Origin of the sequence: Cellulomonas humilata (genome assembly GCF_013359775.1) — a bacterium.
Lineage (GTDB): Bacteria > Actinomycetota > Actinomycetes > Actinomycetales > Cellulomonadaceae > Cellulomonas > Cellulomonas humilata.
Genome location: NZ_JABMCI010000059.1, coordinates 35047 through 59678, shown reverse-complemented (window position 1 = coordinate 59678; position 24632 = coordinate 35047). Strand labels below are relative to the sequence as shown.

25 protein-coding genes are annotated in these 24632 nt (G+C 71.4%); 11 read left to right on the top strand and 14 right to left on the bottom strand.

Going from position 1 to position 24632, the window contains the following annotated elements:
- Nucleotides 1-15: 15 nt before the first annotated feature.
- Nucleotides 16-1860, bottom strand: coding sequence for an ABC transporter ATP-binding protein (locus HP550_RS07540; protein ID WP_343048038.1), 1845 nt, complete (start codon nucleotides 1858-1860; stop codon nucleotides 16-18).
- 78 nt (nucleotides 1861-1938) lie between these two features.
- On the opposite strand from HP550_RS07540, the gene HP550_RS22210 reads away from it, so the two are divergent.
- Nucleotides 1939-2541 (top strand): PH domain-containing protein, encoded by a 603-nt coding sequence (locus HP550_RS22210; RefSeq protein WP_175346974.1) that lies wholly within the window; start codon nucleotides 1939-1941, stop codon nucleotides 2539-2541.
- Nucleotides 2542-2564: 23 nt separating this feature from the next.
- On the opposite strand, the gene HP550_RS07530 is transcribed toward HP550_RS22210, so the two are convergent.
- The 3 genes from HP550_RS07530 to HP550_RS07520 form a co-directional block, all read right to left on the bottom strand.
- Nucleotides 2565-3641, bottom strand: a complete 1077-nt coding sequence (locus tag HP550_RS07530; protein WP_175346973.1) for an ABC transporter permease — start codon at nucleotides 3639-3641, stop codon at nucleotides 2565-2567.
- Nucleotides 3638-5158 (bottom strand): ABC transporter permease subunit, encoded by a 1521-nt coding sequence (locus HP550_RS07525; RefSeq protein WP_175346972.1) that lies wholly within the window; start codon nucleotides 5156-5158, stop codon nucleotides 3638-3640. The genes HP550_RS07530 and HP550_RS07525 overlap by 4 nt, the downstream gene beginning before the upstream one ends.
- A gap of 192 nt (nucleotides 5159-5350) precedes the next feature.
- Nucleotides 5351-7198, bottom strand: coding sequence for an ABC transporter family substrate-binding protein (locus tag HP550_RS07520; protein ID WP_175346971.1), 1848 nt, complete (start codon nucleotides 7196-7198; stop codon nucleotides 5351-5353).
- A gap of 332 nt (nucleotides 7199-7530) precedes the next feature.
- Between HP550_RS07520 and HP550_RS07515 the strand changes: the two genes are divergently transcribed.
- Together HP550_RS07515 and HP550_RS07510 are read left to right on the top strand one after the other, a co-directional pair.
- Entirely contained in the window at nucleotides 7531-7995 is a 465-nt protein-coding gene (locus tag HP550_RS07515; protein ID WP_175346970.1) for a nitroreductase family deazaflavin-dependent oxidoreductase, read from the top strand.
- On the top strand, nucleotides 7992-8288 hold the full coding sequence (locus tag HP550_RS07510) for a hypothetical protein (RefSeq protein ID WP_175346969.1): 297 nt from the start codon (nucleotides 7992-7994) through the stop codon (nucleotides 8286-8288). Before HP550_RS07515 ends, HP550_RS07510 begins: the two co-directional genes overlap by 4 nt.
- Here the strand turns inward: HP550_RS07510 and HP550_RS07505 are convergent.
- A complete protein-coding gene (locus HP550_RS07505; protein ID WP_210767789.1) occupies nucleotides 8279-8425 on the bottom strand; it encodes a CGNR zinc finger domain-containing protein in 147 nt (48 codons plus the stop codon). The two genes, HP550_RS07510 and HP550_RS07505, sit on opposite strands and share 10 nt — an antisense overlap.
- Before the next feature lie 31 nt (nucleotides 8426-8456).
- Nucleotides 8457-9179: a class I SAM-dependent methyltransferase gene (locus tag HP550_RS07500; RefSeq protein ID WP_175346968.1), complete on the bottom strand. Its 723-nt coding sequence runs from the start codon at nucleotides 9177-9179 to the stop codon at nucleotides 8457-8459.
- A gap of 72 nt (nucleotides 9180-9251) precedes the next feature.
- Here HP550_RS07500 and HP550_RS07495 point away from each other — a divergent pair, with 72 nt between their 5' ends.
- The 4 genes from HP550_RS07495 (at nucleotide 9252) to HP550_RS07480 (ending at nucleotide 12385) form a co-directional block, all read left to right on the top strand.
- Entirely contained in the window at nucleotides 9252-10532 is a 1281-nt protein-coding gene (locus HP550_RS07495; protein WP_175346967.1) for an alpha-hydroxy-acid oxidizing protein, read from the top strand.
- Nucleotides 10532-11068, top strand: coding sequence for a P-loop nucleotide/nucleoside kinase family protein (locus HP550_RS07490; protein WP_175346966.1), 537 nt, complete (start codon nucleotides 10532-10534; stop codon nucleotides 11066-11068). The genes HP550_RS07495 and HP550_RS07490 overlap by 1 nt, the downstream gene beginning before the upstream one ends.
- A gap of 117 nt (nucleotides 11069-11185) precedes the next feature.
- Nucleotides 11186-11920, top strand: coding sequence for a hemerythrin domain-containing protein (locus tag HP550_RS07485; RefSeq protein WP_175346965.1), 735 nt, complete (start codon nucleotides 11186-11188; stop codon nucleotides 11918-11920).
- Nucleotides 11921-11938: 18 nt separating this feature from the next.
- Entirely contained in the window at nucleotides 11939-12385 is a 447-nt protein-coding gene (locus tag HP550_RS07480) for an SRPBCC family protein (protein ID WP_175346964.1), read from the top strand.
- On the opposite strand, the gene HP550_RS07475 is transcribed toward HP550_RS07480, so the two are convergent.
- From HP550_RS07475 to HP550_RS07450, 6 genes are all read right to left on the bottom strand, one after another.
- Entirely contained in the window at nucleotides 12327-12935 is a 609-nt protein-coding gene (locus tag HP550_RS07475; RefSeq protein WP_343048037.1) for a GNAT family N-acetyltransferase, read from the bottom strand. The genes HP550_RS07480 and HP550_RS07475 overlap by 59 nt on opposite strands.
- 71 nt (nucleotides 12936-13006) lie before the next feature.
- Entirely contained in the window at nucleotides 13007-13951 is a 945-nt protein-coding gene (locus HP550_RS07470) for a sugar phosphate isomerase/epimerase family protein (RefSeq protein WP_175346963.1), read from the bottom strand.
- A gap of 164 nt (nucleotides 13952-14115) precedes the next feature.
- A complete protein-coding gene (locus HP550_RS07465) occupies nucleotides 14116-14544 on the bottom strand; it encodes a hypothetical protein (RefSeq protein ID WP_175346962.1) in 429 nt (142 codons plus the stop codon).
- 139 nt (nucleotides 14545-14683) lie between these two features.
- Nucleotides 14684-15757: a redox-regulated ATPase YchF gene (gene ychF, locus HP550_RS07460; RefSeq protein WP_175346961.1), complete on the bottom strand. Its 1074-nt coding sequence runs from the start codon at nucleotides 15755-15757 to the stop codon at nucleotides 14684-14686.
- Between the two features lie 27 nt (nucleotides 15758-15784).
- The gene (locus tag HP550_RS07455) at nucleotides 15785-17344 is read right to left on the bottom strand and encodes a hypothetical protein (RefSeq protein ID WP_175346960.1); all 1560 of its coding nucleotides are present in this window, start codon (nucleotides 17342-17344) and stop codon (nucleotides 15785-15787) included.
- Complete coding sequence (locus tag HP550_RS07450; protein WP_175346959.1) at nucleotides 17320-18087, bottom strand: ABC transporter ATP-binding protein; 768 nt, start codon at nucleotides 18085-18087, stop codon at nucleotides 17320-17322. Before HP550_RS07450 ends, HP550_RS07455 begins: the two co-directional genes overlap by 25 nt.
- A gap of 78 nt (nucleotides 18088-18165) precedes the next feature.
- Between HP550_RS07450 and HP550_RS07445 the strand changes: the two genes are divergently transcribed.
- On the top strand, nucleotides 18166-19509 hold the full coding sequence (locus HP550_RS07445) for a DNA recombination protein RmuC (protein WP_175346958.1): 1344 nt from the start codon (nucleotides 18166-18168) through the stop codon (nucleotides 19507-19509).
- A gap of 7 nt (nucleotides 19510-19516) precedes the next feature.
- On the opposite strand, the gene HP550_RS07440 is transcribed toward HP550_RS07445, so the two are convergent.
- The gene (locus tag HP550_RS07440) at nucleotides 19517-20575 is read right to left on the bottom strand and encodes a 4-hydroxy-3-methylbut-2-enyl diphosphate reductase (protein ID WP_175346957.1); all 1059 of its coding nucleotides are present in this window, start codon (nucleotides 20573-20575) and stop codon (nucleotides 19517-19519) included.
- A gap of 147 nt (nucleotides 20576-20722) precedes the next feature.
- On the opposite strand from HP550_RS07440, the gene xseA reads away from it, so the two are divergent.
- The 3 genes from xseA to HP550_RS07420 all read left to right on the top strand — a co-directional run bounded on the left by xseA (nucleotide 20723) and on the right by HP550_RS07420 (nucleotide 23362).
- Nucleotides 20723-21979: an exodeoxyribonuclease VII large subunit gene (gene xseA, locus HP550_RS07435; protein WP_343048036.1), complete on the top strand. Its 1257-nt coding sequence runs from the start codon at nucleotides 20723-20725 to the stop codon at nucleotides 21977-21979.
- A gap of 193 nt (nucleotides 21980-22172) precedes the next feature.
- The gene (locus HP550_RS07425; RefSeq protein ID WP_175346954.1) at nucleotides 22173-22430 is read left to right on the top strand and encodes an exodeoxyribonuclease VII small subunit; all 258 of its coding nucleotides are present in this window, start codon (nucleotides 22173-22175) and stop codon (nucleotides 22428-22430) included.
- A complete protein-coding gene (locus tag HP550_RS07420; RefSeq protein WP_175346953.1) occupies nucleotides 22430-23362 on the top strand; it encodes a carbohydrate kinase family protein in 933 nt (310 codons plus the stop codon). The genes HP550_RS07425 and HP550_RS07420 overlap by 1 nt, the downstream gene beginning before the upstream one ends.
- Before the next feature lie 9 nt (nucleotides 23363-23371).
- On the opposite strand, the gene HP550_RS07415 is transcribed toward HP550_RS07420, so the two are convergent.
- Nucleotides 23372-24628, bottom strand: coding sequence for an ABC transporter ATP-binding protein (locus HP550_RS07415; RefSeq protein ID WP_175346952.1), 1257 nt, complete (start codon nucleotides 24626-24628; stop codon nucleotides 23372-23374).
- Between the last annotated feature and the right edge of the window lie 4 nt (nucleotides 24629-24632).

The window sequence follows — 24632 nt, the reverse complement described above, 5'->3', positions numbered from 1 at the left end:
CACCCGCGCCGCAGGTCAGAAGCCGCGGCCGGTGATCCGCTCGTTGTCGACGTCGGTGATGTCGTGCGCGTCGATGTTCCCCGCGTCGTGCGCCTTCACCAGCTCCTCGCGCTCCAGCTCGTCGCGCTGCGCCTCCAGGAGCGCGTCGCGCGCCTCCCGTCGGGCCTGCTGCGCGGCGGGGTCCGGCACCGGCACCGCGGCGAGCAGTCGCTGCGTGTACGGGTCGCGCGGGTGGTTGACCACCTGAGCGGTCTCCCCCACCTCGACCAGCTTGCCGTTGTGCATGACCGCGATCCGGTCGGAGAGCATCTCGACGACGGCGAGGTCGTGGCTGATGAAGAGGCACGCGAATCCGTGCTCGCGCTGCAGGTCCTGGAACAGGGCGAGCACGGTCGCCTGGACGGAGACGTCCAGGGCGGAGGTCGGCTCGTCGGCGACGAGGAGCTTCGGCTCGAGCGCCAGGGAGCGGGCGATGCCGACGCGCTGCCGCTGGCCGCCCGACAGCTCGTGCGGGTACCGGTTGCGCATGGCGCGCGGCAGCTCGACCTGGTCGAGCAGCCGCTCGACGGCCCGCGACATCTCGGCACCACGCAGGCTCCGGTGCAGCAGCAGCGGCTCCGCGATCGACTCCCCGATGGGCAGTCGCGGGTTGAGTGACGAGCCCGGGTCCTGGAAGACGATGCCGACCTGCGTGCGCAGCGGCTTCAGGTCCTTGACCGACGCGCCGACCATGTCCTGGCCGACGATCCGCAGCGCGCCCCCGGTCACGGGCAGCAGCCCCACCACGGCGCGGCCGATCGTCGTCTTGCCCGAGCCGGACTCACCGACCAGACCGACGACCTCGCCGGCGCGGATGGTGAGGTCCACGCCGTCGACCGCGCGGAACGCGGGCGTGCGACGACGGCCGGGGTACTCGATGACCATCTGCTCGGCCTGGAGCACCACCGTGCGGGTGTCGTCCTCCACCGGCGCCCGGTCGGCGACCGGGGTCGCCGTCGTCCCGGAGGTCTCGGCATCCAGCGCCTCGGCGCTGCGCCCGAGGTGCGGCACCGCGTCGAGCAGCTTGATCGTGTACGGGTGCTGCGGGGCGGCGAAGAGCTCGCGCGCCACGCCCTGCTCCACGACCTTGCCGTCCTTCATCACGATCATGGAGTCGGCCATGTCGGCCACGACCCCCATGTCGTGGGTGATCAGGACGATGCCCGAGTCGATGCGCGAGCGCAGGTCGCGCATGAGCTTGAGGATCTCGGCCTGCACCGTCACGTCGAGCGCCGTCGTCGGCTCGTCGGCGATCAGCAGCTTCGGGTCGCACGCCAGCGCCTGGGCGATCATCGCGCGCTGCCGCTGGCCACCGGACAGCTGGTGGGGGTACGCGTCGATCCGGGTCTCGGGGTTCGGGATCTCCACCAGGCGCAGCAGCTCGAGCGCGCGGGCGCGGGCGTCCGCGGGTCCCATCTCGAAGTGGGTGCGCAGCGTCTCGACGATCTGGAAGCCGATCGTGAACACGGGGTTCAGCGCGGTCATCGGCTCCTGGAAGATCATCGCGATCTCCTTGCCGCGGATCCGGCGCAGCTTGTACGCCGGCATGCCGATCAGCTCGCGGTCGCCGATCTTCGCGGAGCCGCGGGCCCGGCCGTTCGGGGGCAGCAGGCCCATGAGCGCCATCGACGACTGCGTCTTGCCGGAACCCGACTCGCCGACGATCGCGAGGACCTCGCCGGGGCGCACGTCGTAGCTGATGCCGGCCGCAGCGGGGTACCAGGTGCCGTCCACGTAGAAGTCGACGCCGAGGTCGCGCACCTGCAGCACGGGCGTGCGGGTGTCGGTGGGCGGCGGGGCGTCGGAGATGTCGATGGCCACGGGTCAGGATCCTTCCTGCGCACGGCGGGTGCGCCCGGTCAGGGCGGTCACCACCTGCGGTTCTGCGAGCATGGGCATGTGCGTCCCACTCTGGAGTTCTCGTCGGGCTACGGCCGCGTTCTCACGATCGCCGCGGGCGTGGTCGGCCTGGTCGCCGTGGTGGCGGTCGCCGTGCAGGACGGTCTGGGCGAGGTGGTCCGCGCCCTGCCGCCGACCGGCGCGATCGTGCTGCTGGTGTGGGTGCTGTTCTGGCGTCCGGCGGTCGTCGTCAGCGACGGCGGCGTCCTGGTGCGCAACCCGCTGCGGAGCACGCACGTGCCCTGGCCCACCTACCTCGGCCTGACGGTGCAGTGGTCCCTGGTCGTGCACACCACCGACGGCGACGTGACCGCGTGGGCGGCACCGCGCTCGAGCGGCACGGCGGCACGGATGCGCCGCTCGCACGACGACGAGGTCGTCGCGACGCCCACCAAGGACGGCCGCCTGCCCGCCACCGCCGAGGACGTCGCGGCTGCCATCGGCGACCGTCACCGCGCCCTGGTGGACGCGGGCTACCTGCGCGACGCCGAGCAGGCCCGCGAGGCTGCGGGCATCCGACCCGAGCGTCACTGGCACGTCGCGACGATCGCCGCGCTCGTGCTGCTCGTCGGCGCGGCGGTGGCCGTGCTGGTCACCGCCTGAGCCGCACACGCCCGCGTGCACGGTCACAGCCCGGCCAGCTTGCCCGAGCTGGGCGGGAGCGTCGTCGTCAGGGCGCGCTGCGCCGAGGCGTCCGCCTCCATGGCCTTCGCCATCTTGCGCTCGGACGGGATGCGCTTCTGGCGCGGGTCGAACGCGTCGCGCAGACCGTCGCCGATGAAGTTGACGCTCAGCGCGATGACGACGATGAACAGCCCGGGCCACCAGAACAGCCACGGCCGCGTCGAGAACGCCTGCTGGTACGTCTGGATCATCTGGCCGAGTGAGATCTCCGGCGCCGTGATGCCGAACCCGAGGTAGGACAGCGCGGTCTCCAGCAGGATCGCGGAGCTCATCAGCAGCGTGGCGCTGACGATGATCGTGCCGATCGCGTTGGGCAGGATGTGCTTGAAGATGATGCGGCGGCTGCTGGCGCCGGCCACGCGGGCCGCGTCGACGAACTCGCGCTCGCGCAGCGCCAGAAACTCCCCGCGCACCAGCCGCGACAACGTGGTCCAGAGGATCAGGCCGAGCGACACGGCGAAGACGATCCCGCTGATGCCGCCGGAGAGCTTGCCGATGACGGCACCGATGACGATGGTCGGGACGGTGATCACCAGGTCGGTGAACCGCATGAGCGCCGTGTCCCTCTTGCCGCGGTAGTACCCGGCGACCGAGCCGATGAGCACACCGATCACGGTGGCGACGATGCCGATCACGAACATCACCATCAGCGACGTCTGGGTGCCGTGCATGACGCGGGCGAAGATGTCCCGCCCGAGCTCGTCCTGGCCGAACGGGTGGTCGCCCAGCGCCGGGGGCGAGAGCGTCATCGTCGGAGCGCCGCCCGCGTTGGTCATGGGGTTGCCGGTCTCGTACCCGGTCCACATCCACCAGCCCGAGACCGGCCCGACGCCGACCGACGTGACAGCGAGCAGGATGGTCCCGATCAGGACGGTCAGACCGGCGAGGGCACCCTTGTGGCGAAAGAACCGGCGTCGGACGATCTGCCCCTGGGACAGTCCGGCGACCTCCTGCAGCTCGATCGCGTTCTCGACGTTGTCGCCCGCGGTCGGGGTCTCGGGGTTCGTGGAGGTGCTCATGCGTCCAACCGGATTCTCGGGTCGATCGACGCGTAGATGACGTCCGCGACGATGTTGGCGATGATGGCGAGCGAGGCGGTGATCAGCAGGTAGCCCATCACGGGCTCGATCTCCGAGTCACCGAGGGAGCGCACGAACAGCTGCCCCATGCCGGGCCTCGCGAAGACGGCCTCGGTGATCACCGCGCCGCCGATGAGCGTGATGATGTCGATCGGCACGATCGTCGCCAGCGGGATGAGCGTGTTGCGGAAGCCGTGCCGCACGACCACGGTCCGCTCCGGGAGGCCCTTGGCCCGCGCGGTGCGGATGTAGTCCTGGCTCATCACCTCGAGCATGCTCGACCGCGAGTACCGCGTGTACGCGGCGAACGCGATGAGCACCAGCGTGACCGTCGGCAGGAGCAGGTGGGTGAAGGCGTCGAGGACGCCGACCCAGTAGTTGCCGCCCAGGTTCGGGGTGCGGTCACCGAAGGTTGGGATCGGCCGTCCACTGAGTGCGCGGAAGTACGGCGGCCAGACCTGCATGACCTGGTCGATGTAGATCAGTCCGCCCATGATGAACGCCACCGCGGCTCCCGACCGGGCGGAGATCCCCCAGTCGGGCCCGCCGTACAGGCGGCCGATGAGGAACCCGACGCCGACGGCGACGACGGCGAACACCAGGATGATCAGGTTGGTGACGTCGATCGAGTCGAACACGACCTGCATCGGCAGGTACAGGACCAGGCCCACGGCCACGGTCGTCAGCGCGGTGTAGAGCGCGCGACGGTTGTGCAGGCCGGCGAAGATCGCCGAGATGGCCAGCGCGGAGCCCGCGCCGAGGATCAGCAGCAGGATCGGGCCGATCTGCGGCCGCTCCCACCACCCGGAGAGCTGGAGATAGGCGAACATCGCGAACGTCGCCGCGGCGGAGATCCCGAACACCTGCCAGCGTCGCGCGGCGCGTCCGCCGACGGCGAGCGACCAGACCAGGCCCGCGACAAGCGATATGCCGAGGATCACCGACCAGGCGATGACGGGGTCCTGCAGGAAGTCGTTGAACCCGATGGCGGCCCACTGCTTGAGCAGGACCGCGACCCAGAACGAGGGCAGCGAGTAGAGCAGGAACGACAGGAAGATGATCGCGTAGTCGAACCCGCTGTACTGCCGCAGGGCGCTGACGATCCCGACGGAGACGCCGAGGACGAGCGACAGGATGGTCGCGGCGGTGACCAGCTGGAGGGTCGAGCCGATCGCGTGCGTGAGCAGGTCCCGCACGGGCTGCATCGAACGCCACGCGATACCGAAGTCGCCCGTGAGCACGTTCCCGAACCACTGGAAGAACCGGATCACCACGTTGGTGTCCAGATTCAGCATCTCGACGCGCTCGGCCATGAGCTGCTGCTTGTTCGGCGCAGTGCTCTCGCGGAGGTCGGAGAGTGGGTCGATGGCGGCGTTCACCAGCACGAACATGAGGAAGAGGGCCACGACGAGCGTGGCCAGACCCGCCAGCAGGCGGCGGATGAGGAAAGAAAGCACGGGTGGGCTACCTCGCTGGGATCGGGCACCGCAGGTCGGGGGGATCGTATCCCCCGTGCGCCTGTGGTCCGGAGTCGGACTGCCTCAGGCACGCCACCAGGGCGCCGAAAACTCGAGGTTCCCGGCGCCCTGGAGCGCGTGTGACCGGGTGGTTCCTCCGCCGGGCTCAACGCCCGGCGGAGGAACCGTGGATCACTCGGACGCAGCCTCGCCCGCAGTCCACTCCCAGAAGCCGTAGAAGATCGTCGGCGCGATCGTCAGCTTCGAGACGTTGCCGATCTTCTCCGGGTTCCAGGCGGTGACGCCGGGGAACTGGAAGATCGTCACACCGAACGCGTCCTTGACGAGCTCCGCCTCGACGTCGCTCAGGATGCGCTCCTGGTCGGCCTGCTCCGTGGCGACCTGGAGCTCGTCGAAGAGCCCGTCCACCGTGGCGTTGGAGTAGCCGTAGAAGTTGTTGCCACCACCGGTGCGGTAGTTGGCGTCAGACTCCGTGACGGCCGTCGAGGTCGACTGCCAGCCGAAGAGCGCCGCGTCGTAGAAGCTCGTGGCGTTCGAGAGGTCCGTGCCCCAGTCCGTCTGGACCGTGTACGGCACCACGTCGAAGCCGGCCTGGGCGGCCGACGCCTTGATGAGCTCGTACTCGTTCTGACGACGCGTGTTCGCGGGGTCGAAGAGCAGACGGACGGTGACGGCGGGGACGCCGGCCTCGGCGAGCAGCGCCGTGGCGCCGGGGATGTCCGTCGTGTCGAACGCCGCACCCTGGCCGTTGGCCTCGGCGATGGCGTCGTACATCGGCGAACCCGGGACCTGGGTGAACGAGTTGCGGATCTCCGCGGTCTCGTCGAGGGGCTTGACCAGGTTGTCGATGATCTGCTGACGCGGGATCGTCTTGAGGAACGCCTCGCGGACCTTGTGGGCCTTCTCGGCGTCGCCACCGTAGGTCGCCGCGTCGAACGGGCCACCGTTGGTGAACTGCAGGTCGACGTGCTCGTACGTGCCCTCGGGGCCCGACTCGACCTCGAGGCCCTCGATCGCCTCGACGGCGGTCTTGACGTCGGCCGTGGCCTGCGGGTTGATGAGGTCGACCTCACCGTTCTGCAGCGCCTGGACCTGGCCCATCGGGTCACCGTTGTAGCGGACCGTGACCTTGTTGAAGACGGCCTTGTGGTCGCCCTCGTAGTCCGGGTTCGCGGTCAGGGTGATGAACTGCTCCTGCTCGAACTCGCTGATCTTGTACGCGCCGCTGGTGACGAGAAGGTCCTCGTCCGACGGCATCGAGGCGAAGTTCCAGTCGGTGCTCCAGGACTTGGCGATCGGCGAGAGGTCCGCGACGTCGCCCCCCTCGATGGCGGCGACGAGCGCGTCGGTCGCCTCCTCGGCGTCCTCGATGCCCAGGGCGCGCTGCGCGACGACGTGCGCCGGCAGGTTCACGGCGATGGCCGTCTCCCAGTCCGCGAACGGCTTGGTGTAGGTCATCGTGATCGACTTGCCGTCGATCTCCGGCGTCTCCTCGATGAGGGCGACGGCGGGCGACGAGGCGTCGAAGTAGACACCGGCGTCGAGCGCGTCCTGGTTCGTGATCTCGCCCGTCTCCGGGTCGGTCTCGGCCTCGACGTTGTTGAACTTGCCGCTCTGCGCGGCCCACTCCAGGAGGAGGTCGGCCGGGCCGGCCGGGGTTCCGTCGGACCACTTCGCGGTGTCCGCGAACGTGTACTTGATCTGCAGCGGGTCGTCGGAGACCTTCTCGTAGCTGCCGAACGACTCGTCGGCGACCAGGTTGAGGTCGGCGTCGTAGTAGTTGAAGCCCGAGTTCAGCATGTACAGGATGACGTTGTTCGCCGTCGCGTTGCCGGTGATGCTCGTGCCGTTGGCCGAGTAGAACGGCTGGTTCCAGGCGATGTTGATCGACGTCTCGGTGTTGATGCCGGCGTCGTCGGTCTCGTCGTCGGTGCCGCCGCCCGAGCTGGAGCAGGCCGCGAGTGCGAGCACGCTCGTCGCGGCGACCGCCGCGAACGCGGCCTTGCGTGTGATCCTCAATTTTCCTCCCGGGAAGGGTGGTGGGCTCTGGTCCGGAGCCGGTGTACCGGCCCGCACTCGGTCCAGAGGTCCGCCAGGGTGTGGCGACACGTTAGTCACGCGGATAGTGGACATACCGGACACATCACAGTGTGCAACCCGATTGTTACGCGATCGATACTGAGCGGTACGTCTCAGCATATGGGATCGCATCCAGATTGCACCTAAAGTTTCCGGCTCGTTACGCGCGGCACGCCCACGACGACACCATCAGACAGCATCGGGGCGGATCGTGCTATGGGAGGTCAGAGCCGCTGTCGGCGGCGGGCTCCGCCGTGGACCAGACTCCTCGCATGCCGCTCGCCGCCATCGTCCGTCGCCTGGGTCGCTCACGCTGGTTCGCTCACGCCGGGAGGGCCACGTCGGGGCTTGACCGCCGCCTGCAGAAGGCGAGCCAGGGCCGGTTCAGCACCCTGGGCAGGCCGACGATCCCGCAGCTGATCCTGACCACGACGGGACGCCGGTCGGGCCAGCCCCGCGAGGCGGTCCTCGTCTACGCCGCCGACGGCGACGGGTGGGTGCTCATCGGGTCCAACTGGGGTCAGCAGCACCACCCGGCCTGGTCCGGCAACCTGCTCGCGGACCCGCGGGCGACAGTCACGATCGCGGGCGTGACCACGCCGGTCGTCGCGACCCTGGCCGACGACGACGAGCGCGCCCGGCTGCTGCCCGCGCTCCTCGCGGTCTGGCCCGCGTACGAGACCTACGCCGCCCGCTCCGGCCGCGAGCTGCGGGTGTTCCGCCTGGCACCCGCGTGACCGCCCCGCTCATCCTGCCGACGCTGGTCGGCGACGCCGTGGGGCTCCGCGCCTTCACGACCGCCGACCTGCCGACGATCCGGGAGGCGACCACCGACCCACTCGTCCCGCTGATCACGTCGGTCCCTGCGCACGGCGACGACGACGCCTGCCTGGCCTTCCTCGCGCGGCAGTCCGACCGGATGGCCACCGGCGCGGGGTTCGTGCGCGAGGGGCTGCTGCGGTCGCGGGAGACGGTCGGCGACGCGCGCCGGGACGTGGATATGTACGCCCTCGTCGTCGGTCAGGACTGACGCGAGCGCTGCCGGTACGCGCGGGCCTTCATCACGTCGCCGCACTCGGTCATCGAGCACCAGCGGCCGGACCGGTTGCGCGAGCCGTCGTAGTAGACCCACTGGCAGTCGGGGTTCGCGCAGGCCTTGAGGCGCACCCACTCCTGACCCCCGTGCTGAGCCTCGCCGTCACCGGCTCGCGACGAACACCAGCTCGCGTCCGGGCCGGTCAGGCGCCTCGCGGACGTCGACCACCGTGAAGCCGGCCGCGGCCAGCGACCGCTCGACGGTCTCGCGGCCGCGGAACCGGAGCGTGGAGTCGGACGTGAGGACCGCCCCGTCGGACGCGAAGACGTAGAACGCGCGGAACGTCACCAGGTCGCCGACCACCTCGGTGACGTCGACCCACGTCTCCACCCGTCCGACCCCCTCGACGTCGGTCGACTCGTACGTGGCGTCGCGGGTCCACTCCCGCCACGCCTCGCGCTCGGGGACGCGGGTCTCGAACACCAGGTGACCGCCCGGGCGCAGAGCGTCGCGGACGCCCGTCAGGGTCGCCGCCCAGTCCTGGTCGGTCACGAACACCTGCGCGACGTTCCCGGTCATCGTCGCCAGGTCGACCTGCAGCGGCGGCAACGTCGTGGCGTCACCCTCCAGCCACCGGACGTCGTCGGCCCCGGGCTTGGCGCGGGCGACGTCCAGCGACGCCACGGCCGGGTCGACGCCGACGACCTCGATCCCGCGCCCGGCGAGCAGCAGCGCGAACGTCCCGGTGCCGCAGCCGACGTCGAGCACGCTGCGGGCGCCGAGCTCGTCGACGATCGCGGCGTACACGTCGAGGTCCCCGCGGCCCGACTCGAGCGGGTCGTACAGCTGCGCGAGGCGGGGGACCTCGAATCCGTCGTCTGCCATGCGACGGACGCTAGGTGCGCGGCCCTCGGCGGTCATGTTGTTTGTCGTCGGGCCGGTGCCAGACTTCAGCACGTGAGCTCCGTCGGTCGCACGGTCCAGTCCCGGGTCTATCGCGCGGGTGTGTACGGTCGCCGGCCCGTCGTGCCGGTCGAGCCCGCGGCGCTCGAGGCGGCGGCGCGACGCCGGATGTCCGAGGTCGCCTGGGCGTACGTCGCCGGCAGCGCCGGGCGGCAGCGGACCGCGCAGGCGAACCTCGACGCGTTCGACCGGCACCGGATCGTGCCCCGCATGCTCGTCGACGTCGAGGAGCGGGACACGTCGGTCGCGCTGTTCGGCCGACGGCTGCCCGCTCCCCTGCTGTTCGCACCGATCGGGGTGCTCGAGCTCGCGCACCCGGATGCCGACCACGCGGTCGCGCGGGCGGCACGGGCGCTGGGTCTGCCGATGGTGATCTCGTCCCAGGCCTCCGTCCCGATGGAGGACGTCGCCCGCACGCTCGGCGACGCACCGCGCTGGTTCCAGCTCTACTGGAGCAAGGACGACGACGTCGTCGACTCCTTCGTGGACCGGGCGGAGGCGATCGGGAGCGAGGCGATCGTCGTCACGCTCGACACGCACGTGCTCGGCTGGCGCACCCGGGACCTCGATCTGGCGTACCTGCCGTTCGCGCGCGGCGAGGGCATCGCCCAGTACACGAGCGACCCGGCCTTCCGCCGCCTGGTCGAGGCACGCGCCGCCGCACCACGCCCGGCCGACGAGCCGTCGCCTCGCCCGACGCCGGCCGCCGTCCGCGCCCTGCACTCGATGGCCCGCCACTACCCCGGTCGCCTGCGCGACAACCTCCGCTCACCACTGCCCCGAGCCGCGGTCGAGACGTTCCTCGATGTCTTCTCGCGCTCGTCGCTCACCTGGGACGACCTGGCCCGGCTGCGTGGGCGGACATCGCTCCCGATCGTCCTGAAGGGCATCCAGCGCCTGGACGACGCCGCGCGCGCGCTCGACCACGGGGTCGACGGGATCGTCGTGTCCAACCACGGCGGGCGCCAGGTCGACGGTGCGATCGCGTCGCTCGACGCCCTCCCGGCCGTGGTGGAGGTGGTCGACGGGCGCATCCCCGTGCTCTTCGACAGCGGGATCAGGAGCGGCGCCGACGTGGTGACCGCACTCGCGCTCGGCGCCCGGGCCGTCCTGGTCGGTCGACCCTGGGTCTACGGCGTGGCCCTCGCCGGGGCCGACGGCGCCCGGGCCGTGATGCAGCACCTGTGGGCGGAGCTCGACCTGACCATGGCGCTGTCGGGGGTGCGGTCGGTCGACGAGATCGGACCCGACCTGCTGGCCCCGGGTCCGCGGTGATGGGGCGACCGACGCTGTTCCTGACCGTGGGGCTGCCGGGCACGGGGAAGACGACCGAGGCACGGCGGATCGAGGCGGAGCGGGGCGCGCTCCGGCTCACCAAGGACGAGTGGGTGAAGGCTCTCTACGGGCTCGCGAACCCGCCGGAGGCCTCGGACGTGATCGAGGGCCGGCTCGTCGAGATCGCCCTACGCGGCCTGGAGCTCGGCATCGACGTCGTCCTCGACTTCGGTCTGTGGGCACGGGACGAGCGTTCGGCTCTCCGCCATGCGGCAGCGGCACGGGGCGCGGCGGTGGAGCTGCGCTACCTCGAGCTGACGCCGGCCGAGCAGAGGCGACGCCTCGACCGGAGGCACGCCGAGGAGCCGCACACGACGTGGCACATGTCGGACCAGGAGCTGGCCACCTGGGCCGCCGCGATCGGCATCCCCACGCCGGGGGAGGTCGATGGCAGCGAGCCTCTCGATGCCCCACCCGCGGGGTTCGCGACGTGGGACGAGTGGCGCAGGCACCGATGGCCCCCGGCGGTGACCTGACCTGTGGTCCGTGGCCCGGATGCCGCCTCGTTCGAGGGTGATGTGGCGCGCCGGGGCGTGGGAGTAACGTTCGCCTCGCGCCGCGATGTCGATGTCGATGTTCGGGTGGAGGACGGGATGGCCAAGAGACTGCCTCCCCCGGGGCCGGTGCCCGCGGGGCAGCACCCCGGCTGCGACACGTCGGGGATGATCCTCGTCCACCGGATCTTCCGCTGGCTGTACCGGGAGCTCCCCCAGCTGGTGCGCGAGGTCGGGCCCGGCGACACCGCACGCTCGGCGGTCGTGGGCCGCTACGCCCACCTCGACTTCTTCGCCCTGCACATGCACCACGAGACCGAGGACATGGTGCTGTGGGACAGGCTGGTCGCGCGCGAGCCCGGCTGCACCCTGCACGTCGGTCAGATGCGGGCGCAGCACGCCGAGGTCGCCGTGCGGCTCGCGCGGATCGAACCGCAGCTGGAGCCCTGGGTCGCCAGTGCAGATCCCGAGCTCCGCGACGCCTTCGCCACCGACATCGAGGGTCTGCGCGACCTGCTGTCGGCGCACCTCGGGCAGGAGGAGGACGACATCCTCCCTGTCGCCGGGGCGGTGATGTCCCAGCAGGAGTGGGACTTCATGGAGGAGCACACGCGCGCCACCCTCATGGCGCACCGCAAGGAGCTCGGGAAGGACGTCCTGTCGCTCCAGGTCGGCCTGCTGATCGCGAGCGTCCCCGAGGCCGAGCGGGAGGACTGGGTCCGCGCCAACGTGCCCGCCCCGATCCGGCTCCTGTACCTCCTCCTGATGAAGCGGAGGTACGACAACGCGATGAGGGAGCTCTACCCGGACCGTCCCGTGCCCGCGATGGTGTGACGCGGCATGTGGCGACGCGTGACGCTCGACGTCCACCTCGATCACCCGCCGTCGCGCGTCTACCCGTACCTCGCCGATCCTGCTCGGTGGCCCGAGTTCGCGCCCGCGGTCGACTCCCGCCGCCCGCTGGACAGCGGTCCGCTCCAGGTGGGGAACCGGTGGGCCGGGGTCGACCGCATCGGGCCGTTCCGGATCCGGTTCACCGACATCCTCGAGGTCGTCGAGCCCGACCGCCGGGTCGTGTGGCACTCGACGTCCCCGTGGAACTCCCGCGTCGAGTACGCGCTCACGCCCGACGCCGGGGGCACGCGCATCTCTGCCGACTACGGCGGCGACGTCGCCGACTGGCTGCGGCTGGTGGCGCTCCTGCCGACGTTCGTGCTGGCGCGGATCCTGCTGCGCGACTTCACCGGCCTCCGCCGGGTGCTCGAGGCGGAGGACCGGGCGCGCACTCCTGGGGCGTGACGTCGCGCGACCCGGCGCGGACCATCCGGATGGCGCGCAAGCCTTCGTCGACCGTGCTCGCTCCGTCCGCGACGAAGCCGTGCTTGACGTAGAACGCCTGGGCGCGGGGGTTCGGATCGGCGACCCACAGCACCGCCGACTCGGTCTCGGGGACGACCCAGCGCAGGAGCGCGGTGCCCGCACCCGAGCCGTGGTCGGCCGCGTAGACGTACAGGACGTAGAGCTGGGTCTGCCAGTGCGCACCGGCGTCCTGGGCCGGGCCTGACATGGCGACACCGATCACCCGCCCGCCGCGCTCGGCCACGGCGACCCGGTTCTCGCGGTAGCGCTCGTCGGTCAGGGCCGCGGTCCAGAAACCCACCCGGGCCGCGACGAACCCGGGGTCGTCGAGGACGTCGTCGGCCATGAGCCCGCGGTAGGTCTCCTGCCACGACCGCACGATGACGTGCGCCATCGCCGTCACGTCCTCGACCTGAGCTCGACGCACGACGACAGGGCCGGGCACAGTCACCTCGCCAGCCGGCGTGTCCTGGTCCGCGGGTCCCTCCACCGATGCACCTCGGACCCGCCAGTCGTCACCGGTCATGACGCCGCACCCTGCCAGACGGGCTGCTCGACCCGTCAGAACCTCATGCCGTCGAGATGGTCGAAGCCCTCCTGGGCCGCCTCGAAGGGGTCGAACGTCGGGTCGCCGAACCGCGGGTCGTGCTCGACGACGTAGTACTTCGTGCTGCCACCCGCCGCTCGGAAGATCGACGGGAAGTCGATGATGCCCTGGCCGACGATCTCGATCCGACCAGGGAACGGACCGGCTGCCATGTCCTTCACGTGGAACAGCTTGATCCGGTTGCCGTACCGCTCGATGACGTCGATCGGGTTCCCGATGCCCCCGCCGTTGGTCGCCCAGTAGAGGTCGAGCTGGAACACGACGTTCTTCGGGTGCGTGTTCGCCATGAGGATGTCGAACACCGTCCGGCCACCGAACACCGTCTCGAACTCGATGTCGTGGTTGTGCACCATCAGCGTCTGGCCGTGCCGACGGGCGACGGCGCCGAGCCCGTCGAGGTACTCCGCGTACGCGATCCACTCGGCTTCGGTGGTGTAGACCGGTGGGAAGATCGGGGTCGACCCGGAGCCGAAGTACGTGATCCCCAGCGTCCGGTTGTCCCGCAGGATCTGGCCGATGTCGGCCGGGTTCTGCGGCGTCCCGACATCGACGTGCCGCGCCGACGCCTTGAGTCGGTACGTGTCGAGCATGGCGCGGTACTGCTCCGCGGTCAGCCCGCTCAGCGTGAACGGCTCGACGTTCCGGTACCCCATGGCCTTGAGGCGGCTGAGCACCTCCTCCGTCCGGGCGATCGTGGCGCCGTCGGTGCCGAAGCCGATGTACTCGGCGAACGTCCAGAGCTGGACCGAGATCTTGCTCGTCGGCACCCCTCTGCCGTGCCGGTCCGGCGGCGCAGCGGACGCGCTGCCGACGCCGGCGACGACGAGGCCGAGAACGACCAGCGTCGCGACGACCACGCCGCGCAGCGTCCGGGCCCATGATCGATACAAGGCTTCCATCGGTGCCTCCCCAGGGCACGACCGGGCCTCGTTGCCCGGTACGAGTTCGACCTCTCTGCACGGTAGCCCGCACCGAACGGGAAAGCACCTGGCGAGCAAACTACGGGGTCAGACGTGGGCCGGAGCTCCGCTGCCCTCGGTGCGGCGGTCGTCCGCCCCGCGACCTACGCGCTGAACCACGTCGGCAGGACGCCGCGCCGCTCGAGCTCGAAGATCGCGAGCTGCCGGCGCTGGTGCAGGTTGATCGAGTACACGAACGTCTTGTCCAGGGCCTCGGCCTGGAACGAGCGGGCCGACTCGGCTCGGGCCTGGAGCTTGGCCTTGTCGGCGTCCACCTGCGCCTGCATCTCCTGGAAGGCGTCGCTGCCCGGCCACTGGTTCGCGAGGCCCGCGAGACCCTCCGTGACGGACTCGAACAGGGCGGCGTGCTTCTGGGCCTCCGAGATGGACGTCACGGGCCCGCCGATGCGCTCGATCTCCTCTCGTACCCGCTCCGAGAGCGTGTCGATCAACGGCAGGAGCGCCAGGAGCGCACTCGTGTCGAGCGTTGCGTACAGACGTTCCACACTGGCGAGATCCTCGGCCTGGGTCATGTCTGCGAGCCTACGGCGCCCACGACGGGGCAGGCCGGGTCGGTGCGGCGGCACAGGGAAGTCACCCACCCGAACCGGGGCGCACCGGGACAGCCGTCCGAAGGTTCACCCGCTCGGCGCGCAGCCGTGCCCGACGGCGTCAGACGTTGAAGCGGAACTCCACCACGTCGCCGTCGGCCATCACGTAGTCCTTGCCCTCGATCCGGGCCTTGCCGGCGGCGCGCGCGGCGGCGACGGACCCGGCGGCGACGAGGTCGTCGAACGAGATGACCTCCGCCTTGATGAAGCCCTTCTGGAAGTCGGTGTGGATCACGCCGGCGGCCTGCGGGGCGGTCCAGCCCTGGTGGATGGTCCAGGCGCGCGACTCCTTGGGGCCGGCCGTCAGGTACGACTGGAGGCCGAGCGTGTGGAAGCCGACGCGGGCCAGCTGGTCCAGGCCGGCCTCTTCCTGACCGTTGTCGGCGAGCATCTCGCGGGCCTCGTCCGGCTCCAGCTCGACCAGCTCGGACTCGAACTTGGCGTCGAGGAAGATGGCATCGGCGGGGGCCACCAGGGCGCGGAGCTCGTCCTGCATCGCGGTGTCGGCCAGGCCGGCGTCGTCGGTGTTGAAGACGTAGATGAACGGCTTGCTCGTCATGAGCTGGAGCTCGTCGAGGTGCTCGATCTTCTTGCCGCGCTGGGACAGGGTCTGACCGGTCTCGAGGATCGCCTGCGCCTCCTGGGCCGCGGCGAGCAGACCGGCGTCCGCCTTCTTGGCGCGAACCTCCTTCTCGAGGCGCGGGATCGCCTTCTCGAGCGTCTGGAGGTCGGCGAGGATCAGCTCGGTGGCGATGATCTCGATGTCGTCCTTGGGGTTCACGTCACCCGAGACGTGCACGACGTCCGGGTCGGCGAACACGCGCGTCACCTGGCAGATGGCGTCGGCCTCGCGGATGTTGGCCAGGAACTTGTTGCCCAGGCCCTCCCCCTCGCTGGCGCCCTTGACGATGCCGGCGATGTCCACGAACGACACGGTCGCCGGGAGGATCCGCTCGGAGCCGAACACCTCCGCGAGCTTCTCCAGCCGCGGGTCGGGCAGCGGGACGACGCCGACGTTGGGCTCGATCGTCGCGAACGGGTAGTTCGCCGCGAGGACCTGCGCGCGGGTCAGCGCGTTGAAGAGGGTGGACTTGCCGACGTTGGGCAGGCCGACGATGCCGATGGTGAGTGCCACAGGGGGGAAGTCTACGGGGGCCCCTCGTCAGGCGAACGCCACGATCTTGCGCAGCAGGTCCGGTCCGGTGCGGTCCAGGGCACGACCGCCGATCCGCACCCCGATCGCGAGCAGCACCGACCCGAGCAGGATCCCCACGACGAGGGTGACCCAGCCGAGCGTCGCCGACCCGCCCCGGACGGCCAGCACCGCCAGCACGATCTCCGGCAGGCTCAGCGCCATCACGGCGAGCCAGCCGGCGAACTGGGAGAGCACGGTCGCCATCGACGCGCCCTGCTTGGTCTGGAACGGGTTCTCGCCCGGCAGCTGGACGGGGTAGACGACGAGCGCGGACAGCACGCTGGACCCGCCGAGCGCCGTGAGCAGCACGCCGAACGAGAGGCCGAGCAGGGCAGGGATGACCTCCGGCTGGCCGGCCAGCAGAGCGGAGCCGATCGTCAGGACGACGACCGCCGGCACCGCGATGGTGCCTGCGGCGATGACCCGGCCGAGCCGGTCCGTGGTGCCGTGCAGCGGCGCGGCCACGTGCGTCCAGAAGGCGGTGCCGTCGTACGCGACGTCGGCCGAGATGCCCCAGCCCATCAGGTACCCCGCGATCGGGCCGATCAGCAGGACCAGGCCGCCGTCCGGGCTGACGACGTAGAACACGATCGCGAGGACCGGGACGATCGCGACGGCGAGGGCGTACCGGGGGTCCCGCGCCCAGTAGGTGAGGCAGCGCGCGGTGACGGCACCGAGCGGGGTGGCGGGGAGGCGGTCGAACCAGCCGAGGCCGTGACCCCGGGTGGAGACCTTCTCGTGGGCAGGGTTCACGAGAGCGTGTGCGAAGGCCCGGTCCCACACGACGACCACCACGAGCAGCGTCGCGACCGCGATCCCGAACCGTGCCGCCGCCGTCGCCCACTGGCCGTCGGCGACGTCGCCGGGAACCGCCCAGGCCGCACCGAGCGGGGTCCAGGACAGCACCTCGGCGATCTGCTCGAGGGTCCGCGCGGTGATCGCCGAGCTGTCGGACAACCTCCCGAGGATCGGTCCGACGACGATGAACGGGAGCACGGCCAGTGCGGCCGCCACCTCACGGAACCGCCGGCTCGCCACCAGCGTGGAGGCCGCCGAGGTGGTCGCCCGCGCGCCGATGACGCAGGTGGCCAGCCCGATGACCGAGCACACGATGCCGACGACGAGGGCCACCGGGGTCCGCCACCACACCCCCGCCAACGCGAGCGCCGAGCCGGCGCTCACCACGCCGGGGATGCCGATCAGCCCGGTGAGCGCCAGCCCGGTCAGGAGCGAGCGCCGTGGGATGCCGAACGTGACGAACCGCGCCGGGTCGACGGTCGAGTCGATCCCGAACGCGACGAGCGGCACCACCCACCAGCCCAGCACGAGCACCGAGCCGACGAGCACGACGACGAGCCCGCGGATGTCGGGCTCCTGCACGCTGAGCACACCCATCGAGCCGACGACCAGCACCAGGGCCCCCAGGCCGTAGATCGCCCCGACGACGAGGCCGACCACCTGCCACGGGCTGCGCCGCAGACCGTTGCGCAGCAGGGTCAGCTTCAGGCGGACGAGGTGCGCAACCACGCGAGACCCTCCCCGCTCACCCGTCCACCGACCAGGTCGACGAACCGGTCCTCGAGGCTGCTGTCACCGCGCACCTCGTCGACCGTGCCGGCCGCCAGGACGTGCCCGGCGGCGATCACGGCGACGTGGTCGCACATCCGCTGCACGAGGTCCATGACGTGCGACGACACGATCACGGTGCCGCCGGTGCGGACGTAGGAGGCGAGGATGTCCCGGATGTTGGCGGCGGACACGGGGTCGACGGCCTCGAACGGCTCGTCCAGCACCAGCAGCCGCGGTGCGTGCACCAGCGCGCACGCCAGCGCGACCTTCTTGGTCATGCCCGCGGAGTACTCGACCACCAGCTTGTTGGCATCGTTGGTCAGGTCGAACGCGGCGAGCAGGTCGGTCGCCCGCGCGGCGACCGTCTCCCTGTCGAGGCCCTGGAGCAGGCCCGCATACGTGATCAGCTGCTCGCCGGTGAGCCGGTCGAACAGGCGGACCCCGTCGGGCAGCACCCCGAGCATGCCCTTGACCTCGACCGGCGACGCCCACAGGTCCTGCCCGTGCACCAGCACCGTGCCGAAGTCCGGCTGGAGCAGCCCGGTCGCCATCGACAGCGTGGTCGTCTTGCCGGCGCCGTTGGGGCCGACGAGGCCGTAGAACGATCCGGCGGGCACGACGAGGTCGATCCCGGCGACGGCGATCTTGTCCCCGAACTTGCGCCACAGTCCGCGCAGCTCGAGGGCGGGTACGTTCGACATCGCCCCACCGTAGTGGCGCCGGAGCCTCGCCTCCTCCCCCTTCCGGCGGATGTCAGTGGGTGCTGTCAACCTGCAGTCATGGACACTGGACTGCTGCTCGGACTCGCGATCGGTGCCGTCGTCGGCGTGCTCGTCGGCTGGACGTTCGCGTCGGCCCGGCTGCGGGCGGCCGACATCGAGGCCGCCCGGGCGCGGGCGACGCTCGAGGCCGAGCGGCGGTCCGCCGCCGACTCCGGCCGGCTGGCCGACCAGTTCCGGTCGTTGGCCGCCGACGCGCTGGCGACGAGCAGCGACCAGTTCCTCGCGCTCGCGCACCAGCGGTTCGCCGCGGACCACCAGACGCAGGTCGGGGAGCTGGCCCAGCGGGAGCAGGCCGTCCGGGCGATGGTGGAGCCGTTGTCCCGCACGCTCGACCAGGTGCGCGTGGAGCTGTCGACGGCCGAGCAGGCGCGGGCCGCGGGTCACGCAGCGCTCGGGGAGCAGGTGCGCGCGATGCACCAGGCGTCCGAGCACCTGCGGGGAGAGACCGCGCAGCTGGTCACCGCCCTGCGGTCGTCGCAGGTGCGGGGCAAGTGGGGCGAGCTCCAGCTCAAGCGGGTGGTCGAGGCGGCGGGGATGCTCGCGCACGTCGACTTCGTGGAGCAGGACCAGGTGCGCACCGACGACGGTCTGCTCCGGCCGGACATGGTGATCAAGCTGGCCGGAGGCAAGAACGTGGTGGTCGACGCCAAGGTCGCGTTCCTCGGGTTCCTCGACGCCGCGCAGGCCACTGACGAGCGCGTCCGCGCCGAGCGCCTGGCCGCGCACGCGCGGCACGTCCGGGCACACGTCGACGACCTGTCGGGCAAGCGCTACTGGGACCAGTTCGCCCCGGCGCCGGAGTTCGTCGTGATGTTCGTGCCGGCGGAGTCCTTCCTGCACGCGGCCGCCGAGCAGGACCCGCTGCTGATCGAGTACGCGTTCGAGCGCAACGTGGTGATCGCGACGCCGACGACGCTGCTCGCCCTGCTGCGGACCGTGTCGTACGCGTGGCGTCAGGACGCGCTGGCCAGCAACGCGCAGGCGGTGCTGTCGCTCGGCAAGGAGCTGCACGGGCGGCTGGCGACCATGGGATCGCACCTGGCCAAGCTGGGCCGGGCCATCGACTCGGCGGCCGGCGCGTACAACCAGACCGTGTCCTCCCTCGAGACCCGCGTGCTGGTCAGCGCGCGACGGTTCGCGGACCTGCACGTGGTCGACGCGGACCTGCCGACGCCGGACCCTGTGAACCCGCAGCTGTCGGCGGTCAGCGCGCCCGAGCTCGTGGCGTCCGCGGAGGAGCAGATCGTGATGTTCGACGGCCGCGCGGACCGGGACGAGCGCGCGTTGCGCGCGGAGGCTGCGCTGCGGACCCCGGACGCGACGGGCGCGTCGACGGCCTGACGGGCGGTCAGGCGGGCTGGACGTCCAGCGAACGGCGGCCGTCGCGGCGCGGGGTGACGGGCGCCTTGCCGGCGGCCTTGAGGTCGGCGCGCAGCTCGCGGGGCAGCGAGAACATGAGGTCCTCGGTGGCCGTGCGGACCTCCTCGACCTCGCCGAAGCCGTGCTCGGCGAGCAGCGACAGGACGTCGCGCACCAGGATCTCGGGGACCGAGGCGCCGGACGTGACGCCCACGGTGGTGACCCCGTCGAGCCAGGCGAGGTCGATCTCGGACGCCTTGTCCACGCGGTAGGAGGTGCGCGCGCCGGCATCGAGGGCCACCTCGACCAGCCGGACGGAGTTCGACGAGTTCGCGGAACCGACGGTGATGACCAGGTCGCACTCGGGCGCCAGCTTCTTCACCGCGACCTGCCGGTTCTGGGTGGCGTAGCAGATGTCGTCGCTCGGCGGGTCCTGCAGGTTCGGGAACCGCTCGCGCAGGCGGCGGACGGTGTCCATGGTCTCGTCGACCGAGAGCGTCGTCTGCGAGATCCAGATGAGCCTGTCGGGGTCGCGGACCACCACGTCGGCGACGGCGTCGGGCGAGTTCACCACCTGGATGTGCTCGGGGGCCTCCCCGTAGGTGCCCTCGACCTCCTCGTGACCCTCGTGGCCGATCAGCAGGATGTCGTAGTCCTCGGACGCGAACCGCACGGCCTCCTTGTGCACCTTGGTGACCAGGGGGCAGGTCGCGTCGATCGTCTGCAGGTTCCGCGCGGCCGCCTGCGCGTGCACCGCCGGGGAGACCCCGTGCGCCGAGAACACCACGCGGGCACCCTCGGGGACCTCGTCGGTCTCGTCCACGAACACCGCGCCGCGGGCGGCGAGCGTCTCGACGACGTACTTGTTGTGCACGATCTCCTTGCGCACGTACACCGGGGCGCCGTAGTGCTCGAGCGCCTTCTCGACGGCGATGACCGCGCGGTCCACGCCGGCGCAGTAGCCGCGGGGGGCGGCCAGCAGGACGCGCTTGCGGGTGGCTGTCGGCCCGTCGGGCGTGCCGAGAGCGGAGACGGTCGGGAGGGTCACGGTCCGAGTCTAGATCGGCAGGTCGCGACGGCCCCTGCCAGGAGGCGCCCTGCGGGTGTGACCTGCACCCGACCCGCACGGCGTCGACACACGCCGGCCGCGGGAGACCCGATCCGGCCTGTCGGTGCGATGAGGCAGGCTGGGCGCGTGAGCACCGGCCCCCTGATCACCCCGGCGACGGCCGGCCCGCCCCCGCTGCGCGCCGCGGACACCACCCCCGACCGCCCGTGGCCCGTCCGGCACCTGGCGCCGAAGATCGCCGACTACATCGCGAAGATGCCGCCCGTGTGGGTGGAGGGGCAGGTGCTCAACCTCAAGAAGTGGAACACCCTCTACTTCCTCACGCTCCGTGACACGGACCTCGACATGTCCCTGTCGGTCACAGCGCCGGCCTCCACCATCGACAGGCTGGCCGACAAGCTCGCCGACGGTGCGCACCTCGTGGTGCACGCCCGGCCGCAGTTCCACGCCAAGAAGGGCACGCTGACGTTCGCGGCCGACGACGTCCGGCTGGTCGGTCTGGGCGAGCTGCTGGCCCGGATCGAGCACCTCAAGGGGATCCTCGGGGCCGAGGGGCTGTTCGAGCCGTCGCGCAAGCGCGCGCTGCCGTTCCTGCCCGCGGTGGTGGGGCTGATCGTCGCGCAGCAGGGGGACGCCGAGCACGACGTGGTGTCCAACGCCCGCGCCCGCTGGTCGGCGGTGCAGTTCGAGATCCGCCGCGTGACGGTGCAGGGCCCGCGGGCCGTCCCTGAGGTCAGCGCGGCCATCGCGGAGCTCGACCGGGACCCGCGTGTCGACGTGATCGTGGTCGCGCGCGGCGGCGGCTCGTTCGAGGACCTGCTGCCGTTCAGCAACGAGTCGCTGGTGCGCGTGGCGGCGGCCTGCCGGACCCCGCTGGTCAGCGCGATCGGGCACCACCTGGACACGCCGCTGCTGGACCTCGTCGCGGACTTCCGCGCGTCGACCCCCACCGACGCCGCCAAGCGTGTGGTGCCGGACGTGAGCGAGGAGCGAGCGCGCGTGACGCAGGCCCGGCTCCGCGCCCGCGCCGCGCTGACCATGCGACTGACCCGCGAGCAGACCGGCCTCGACCACTGGCGCAGCCGGCCGGTGCTGGTCAACCCGACCACGCTGGTCGACGTCCACGAGCACCGTGTCGTCGCCCTGCGGGAGAGCGCCCGACGGTCGCTGCACACCGCCCTCGTGCACGGCCGGGCCGAGGTGGCCGGGCTCGCCGCCCAGGTGCGCGCTCTGTCTCCGGCCGCGACGCTCGACCGGGGGTACGCGGTCGTCCGGCGGGCCGACGGACACGTGGTCCGGGACCCGGCCGAGGTGGCCGACGGCGACGCCCTGCGCATCCGGGTGGCCCGCGGCGAGCTCGCCGCCCAGGTCACCGAGCCCTGACCCGCGTGCGTGCGGACGGACCCCGGGGTGCGATGAGCGATCGGCGGCGGCAGGCGAGCGTTCTCATCCTGGTGGTCACTCTCGTCGCGATGATGGCCGCGGGGCTCGTGCTCGCGCTCGACTGGCTCGTCGCGCGCCCTCACCGGCCGAACGGATCGCCGACGGTGTGGGCACATCCTGGTTGACTGTCCCCGTGCCGAAGCCGTCCCAGTCCCCACCGTCCGACCCGAACGCCGACGTGGCCACCCTCGGCTACGAAGAGGCCCGCGACGAGCTGGTGGCGGTGGTCGCCCGGCTCGAGGCCGGTGCCGCGACCCTCGAGGAGTCGCTGACGCTCTGGGAGCGCGGCGAGGCCCTCGCCAAGCGCTGCCAGGAGTGGCTCGACGGGGCGCGTGAGCGACTGAGTGCGGTGCGCGACACCGCCGTGCCCCCCACCGACGAGGAGTCCTGATGACCACGCCCTCCGTCGAGCGCGCACTCGTCCTCGGTGAGGCGCTGATCGACGTCGTCACGCGTCCCGACGGCAGCCGGGCCCAGCACCCCGGCGGCAGCCCCGCCAACGTGGCCCTCGGGCTCGGGCGTCTCGGCCGGCGCGTGGACCTGCTCACCTGGCTCGGGCACGACACCGACGGCGAGCTCGTCCGGCGGCACCTGCGCGGCTCGGGGGTGAACGTCCTGCAGGGCAACCGCTCGGCCCTGCGCACGCCTGTGGCGACCGCCCACATCGGCGAGACCGGCGCGGCGACCTACGAGTTCGACCTCGAGTGGGACCTGCCCGAGACGTGGGACGAGGACCCGGGAGACCCGGTGGTCGTCCACACCGGCTCGATCGCGACAGTGCTGCAGCCGGGCGGGACCGCGGTCGCGAAGATCGTGGCGCGACGCCGCTCCACGTCGACCATCACCTACGACCCGAACCTGCGCCCGGTGCTCATGGGCTCCCCCGCGCACGCGCTGCCCGTGGTCGACGCGCTGGTCCGGCTGGCCGACGTGGTCAAGGTCAGCGACGAGGACCTCGCCTGGCTGCACCCCGGCGTCGCACCCGCCGAGATCGCGGAGCAGTGGAGCCGGTCCGGGCCGTCGCTCGTCGTCGTGACGCACGGCGGTGAAGGCGCGTTCGCGAGCACGTCGGCCGGCGCGCGGATCTCGGTCGAGGCCCCGAAGGTGCAGGTGGCGGACACGGTCGGCGCCGGCGACTCGTTCATGGGCGGCCTGATCGACGGGCTGTGGTCGGCGGGGCTGCTCGGTGCGGGTCGTCGTCAGGCGCTCGCCGACGTGGACGCGGCCACCGTCCAGGCGGTGCTGGAGCGGTGCGCACGGATCGCGGCCATCACGGTCTCGCGGGCAGGGGCCAACCCGCCGCGGCTCGCCGAGCTGGCCTGACCGGGTCGGTCAGGCGCGGGCCTTCTCCCGCGCCTGCGCCCGCTCGAGCGACGCCTTCCGGTCGGCCTCGTTCTCCCGGTCGAGCGCCTCGGCGGCCGTGCCGTTCCAGGTGAGGTTCTCGCCGCTCTCGGGGTCGAACACCATCATCCGGGCCGGGTCGAACCACAGGTCCGCGTCGACGCCGTCCCGGATCTTGGTCTCCGACGGGAGGGCGACGATCAGCTGGGTGCGCAGTCCCTCGCCGTCCAGGTCGCGGTCGAGCTCCTCGAGCGTCGTCGCCACGTCCGGGTTCGTGTCGAACGGGATGTAGGCGTAGAGCTCGGAGCCGAGCCACTCGGTGACGTCCACGGGCGCGCTGAAGGTGACACCGGCGCCCTTCTTGGCGTCCTCGACGAGCGCGGCATCCTCGAAGTGCTCGGGGCGGATGCCGACGATGACGATCTCCTTGCCCTGCAGCTTGGGGGCGAGCTCCGCGGAGATCGGGACCTCGGCGAACGGCAGCGTCATCGTCGACCCGCTGATCTCCCCCGGCAGGAAGTTCATCGGCGGCGACCCGATGAAGCCGGCGACGAACAGGTTGACCGGCTGCTCGTACAGCCCACGCGGGCTGGCCACCTGCTGGAGCTCCCCCTTGCGCAGGACGGCGACGCGGTCGCCCAAGGTCATGGCCTCCGTCTGGTCGTGGGTGACGTAGACCGTGGTCGTGCCGAGGCGCCGCTGCATGCGCGCGATCTCGGTGCGCATCTGCCCGCGGAGCTTGGCGTCGAGGTTGGACAGGGGCTCGTCGAAGAGGAAGGCCTCCGCCTCGCGGACGATCGCGCGGCCCATCGCGACCCGCTGCCGCTGACCGCCGGACAGGTTGGCGGGCTTGCGGTCGAGGTGGTCCTGCAGCTCGAGCGTCTTGGCGGCGAACTCGACCTTCTCCTTGATCTGCGCGTCGGTGAACTGGCCCTTCTGCAGGCGCAGCGGGAACGCGATGTTCTCGAAGACGGTCAGGTGCGGGTAGAGCGCGTAGTTCTGGAACACCATCGCCAGGTGCCGGTCGCGGGGGGCCTTGTCGTTGACCCTCTTGCCGCCGATGTGCAGGTCGCCCGCCGTGATGTCCTCGAGGCCCACGATCATCCGCAGCAGCGTCGACTTCCCGCAGCCGGACGGCCCGACGAGGATGACGAACTCGCCGTCGGCGATGTCCAGGCTGACGCCCTTCACGGCGAGGAAGCCGTCGCCGTACTGCTTGACGATGTCCTTGAGAGTGATGGCGGCCATCGGA

What these genes read in the sequence shown, in the direction of transcription:
- HP550_RS07465 (WP_175346962.1), bottom strand. Translation starts at nt 14,544, where the DNA reads ATGACCCAGGCCGAGGATCTCGCCAGTGTGGAACGTCTGTACGCAACG.
- HP550_RS07485 (WP_175346965.1), top strand. Translation starts at nt 11,186, where the DNA reads ATGGCCAAGAGACTGCCTCCCCCGGGGCCGGTGCCCGCGGGGCAGCAC.
- HP550_RS07450 (WP_175346959.1), bottom strand. Translation starts at nt 18,087, where the DNA reads ATGTCGAACGTACCCGCCCTCGAGCTGCGCGGACTGTGGCGCAAGTTC.
- HP550_RS07500 (WP_175346968.1), bottom strand. Translation starts at nt 9,179, where the DNA reads ATGGCAGACGACGGATTCGAGGTCCCCCGCCTCGCGCAGCTGTACGAC.
- HP550_RS07415 (WP_175346952.1), bottom strand. Translation starts at nt 24,628, where the DNA reads ATGGCCGCCATCACTCTCAAGGACATCGTCAAGCAGTACGGCGACGGC.
- HP550_RS07470 (WP_175346963.1), bottom strand. Translation starts at nt 13,951, where the DNA reads ATGGAAGCCTTGTATCGATCATGGGCCCGGACGCTGCGCGGCGTGGTC.
- HP550_RS07515 (WP_175346970.1), top strand. Translation starts at nt 7,531, where the DNA reads ATGCCGCTCGCCGCCATCGTCCGTCGCCTGGGTCGCTCACGCTGGTTC.
- HP550_RS07445 (WP_175346958.1), top strand. Translation starts at nt 18,166, where the DNA reads ATGGACACTGGACTGCTGCTCGGACTCGCGATCGGTGCCGTCGTCGGC.
- HP550_RS07530 (WP_175346973.1), bottom strand. Translation starts at nt 3,641, where the DNA reads ATGAGCACCTCCACGAACCCCGAGACCCCGACCGCGGGCGACAACGTC.
- HP550_RS07420 (WP_175346953.1), top strand. Translation starts at nt 22,430, where the DNA reads ATGACCACGCCCTCCGTCGAGCGCGCACTCGTCCTCGGTGAGGCGCTG.
- HP550_RS07490 (WP_175346966.1), top strand. Translation starts at nt 10,532, where the DNA reads ATGGGGCGACCGACGCTGTTCCTGACCGTGGGGCTGCCGGGCACGGGG.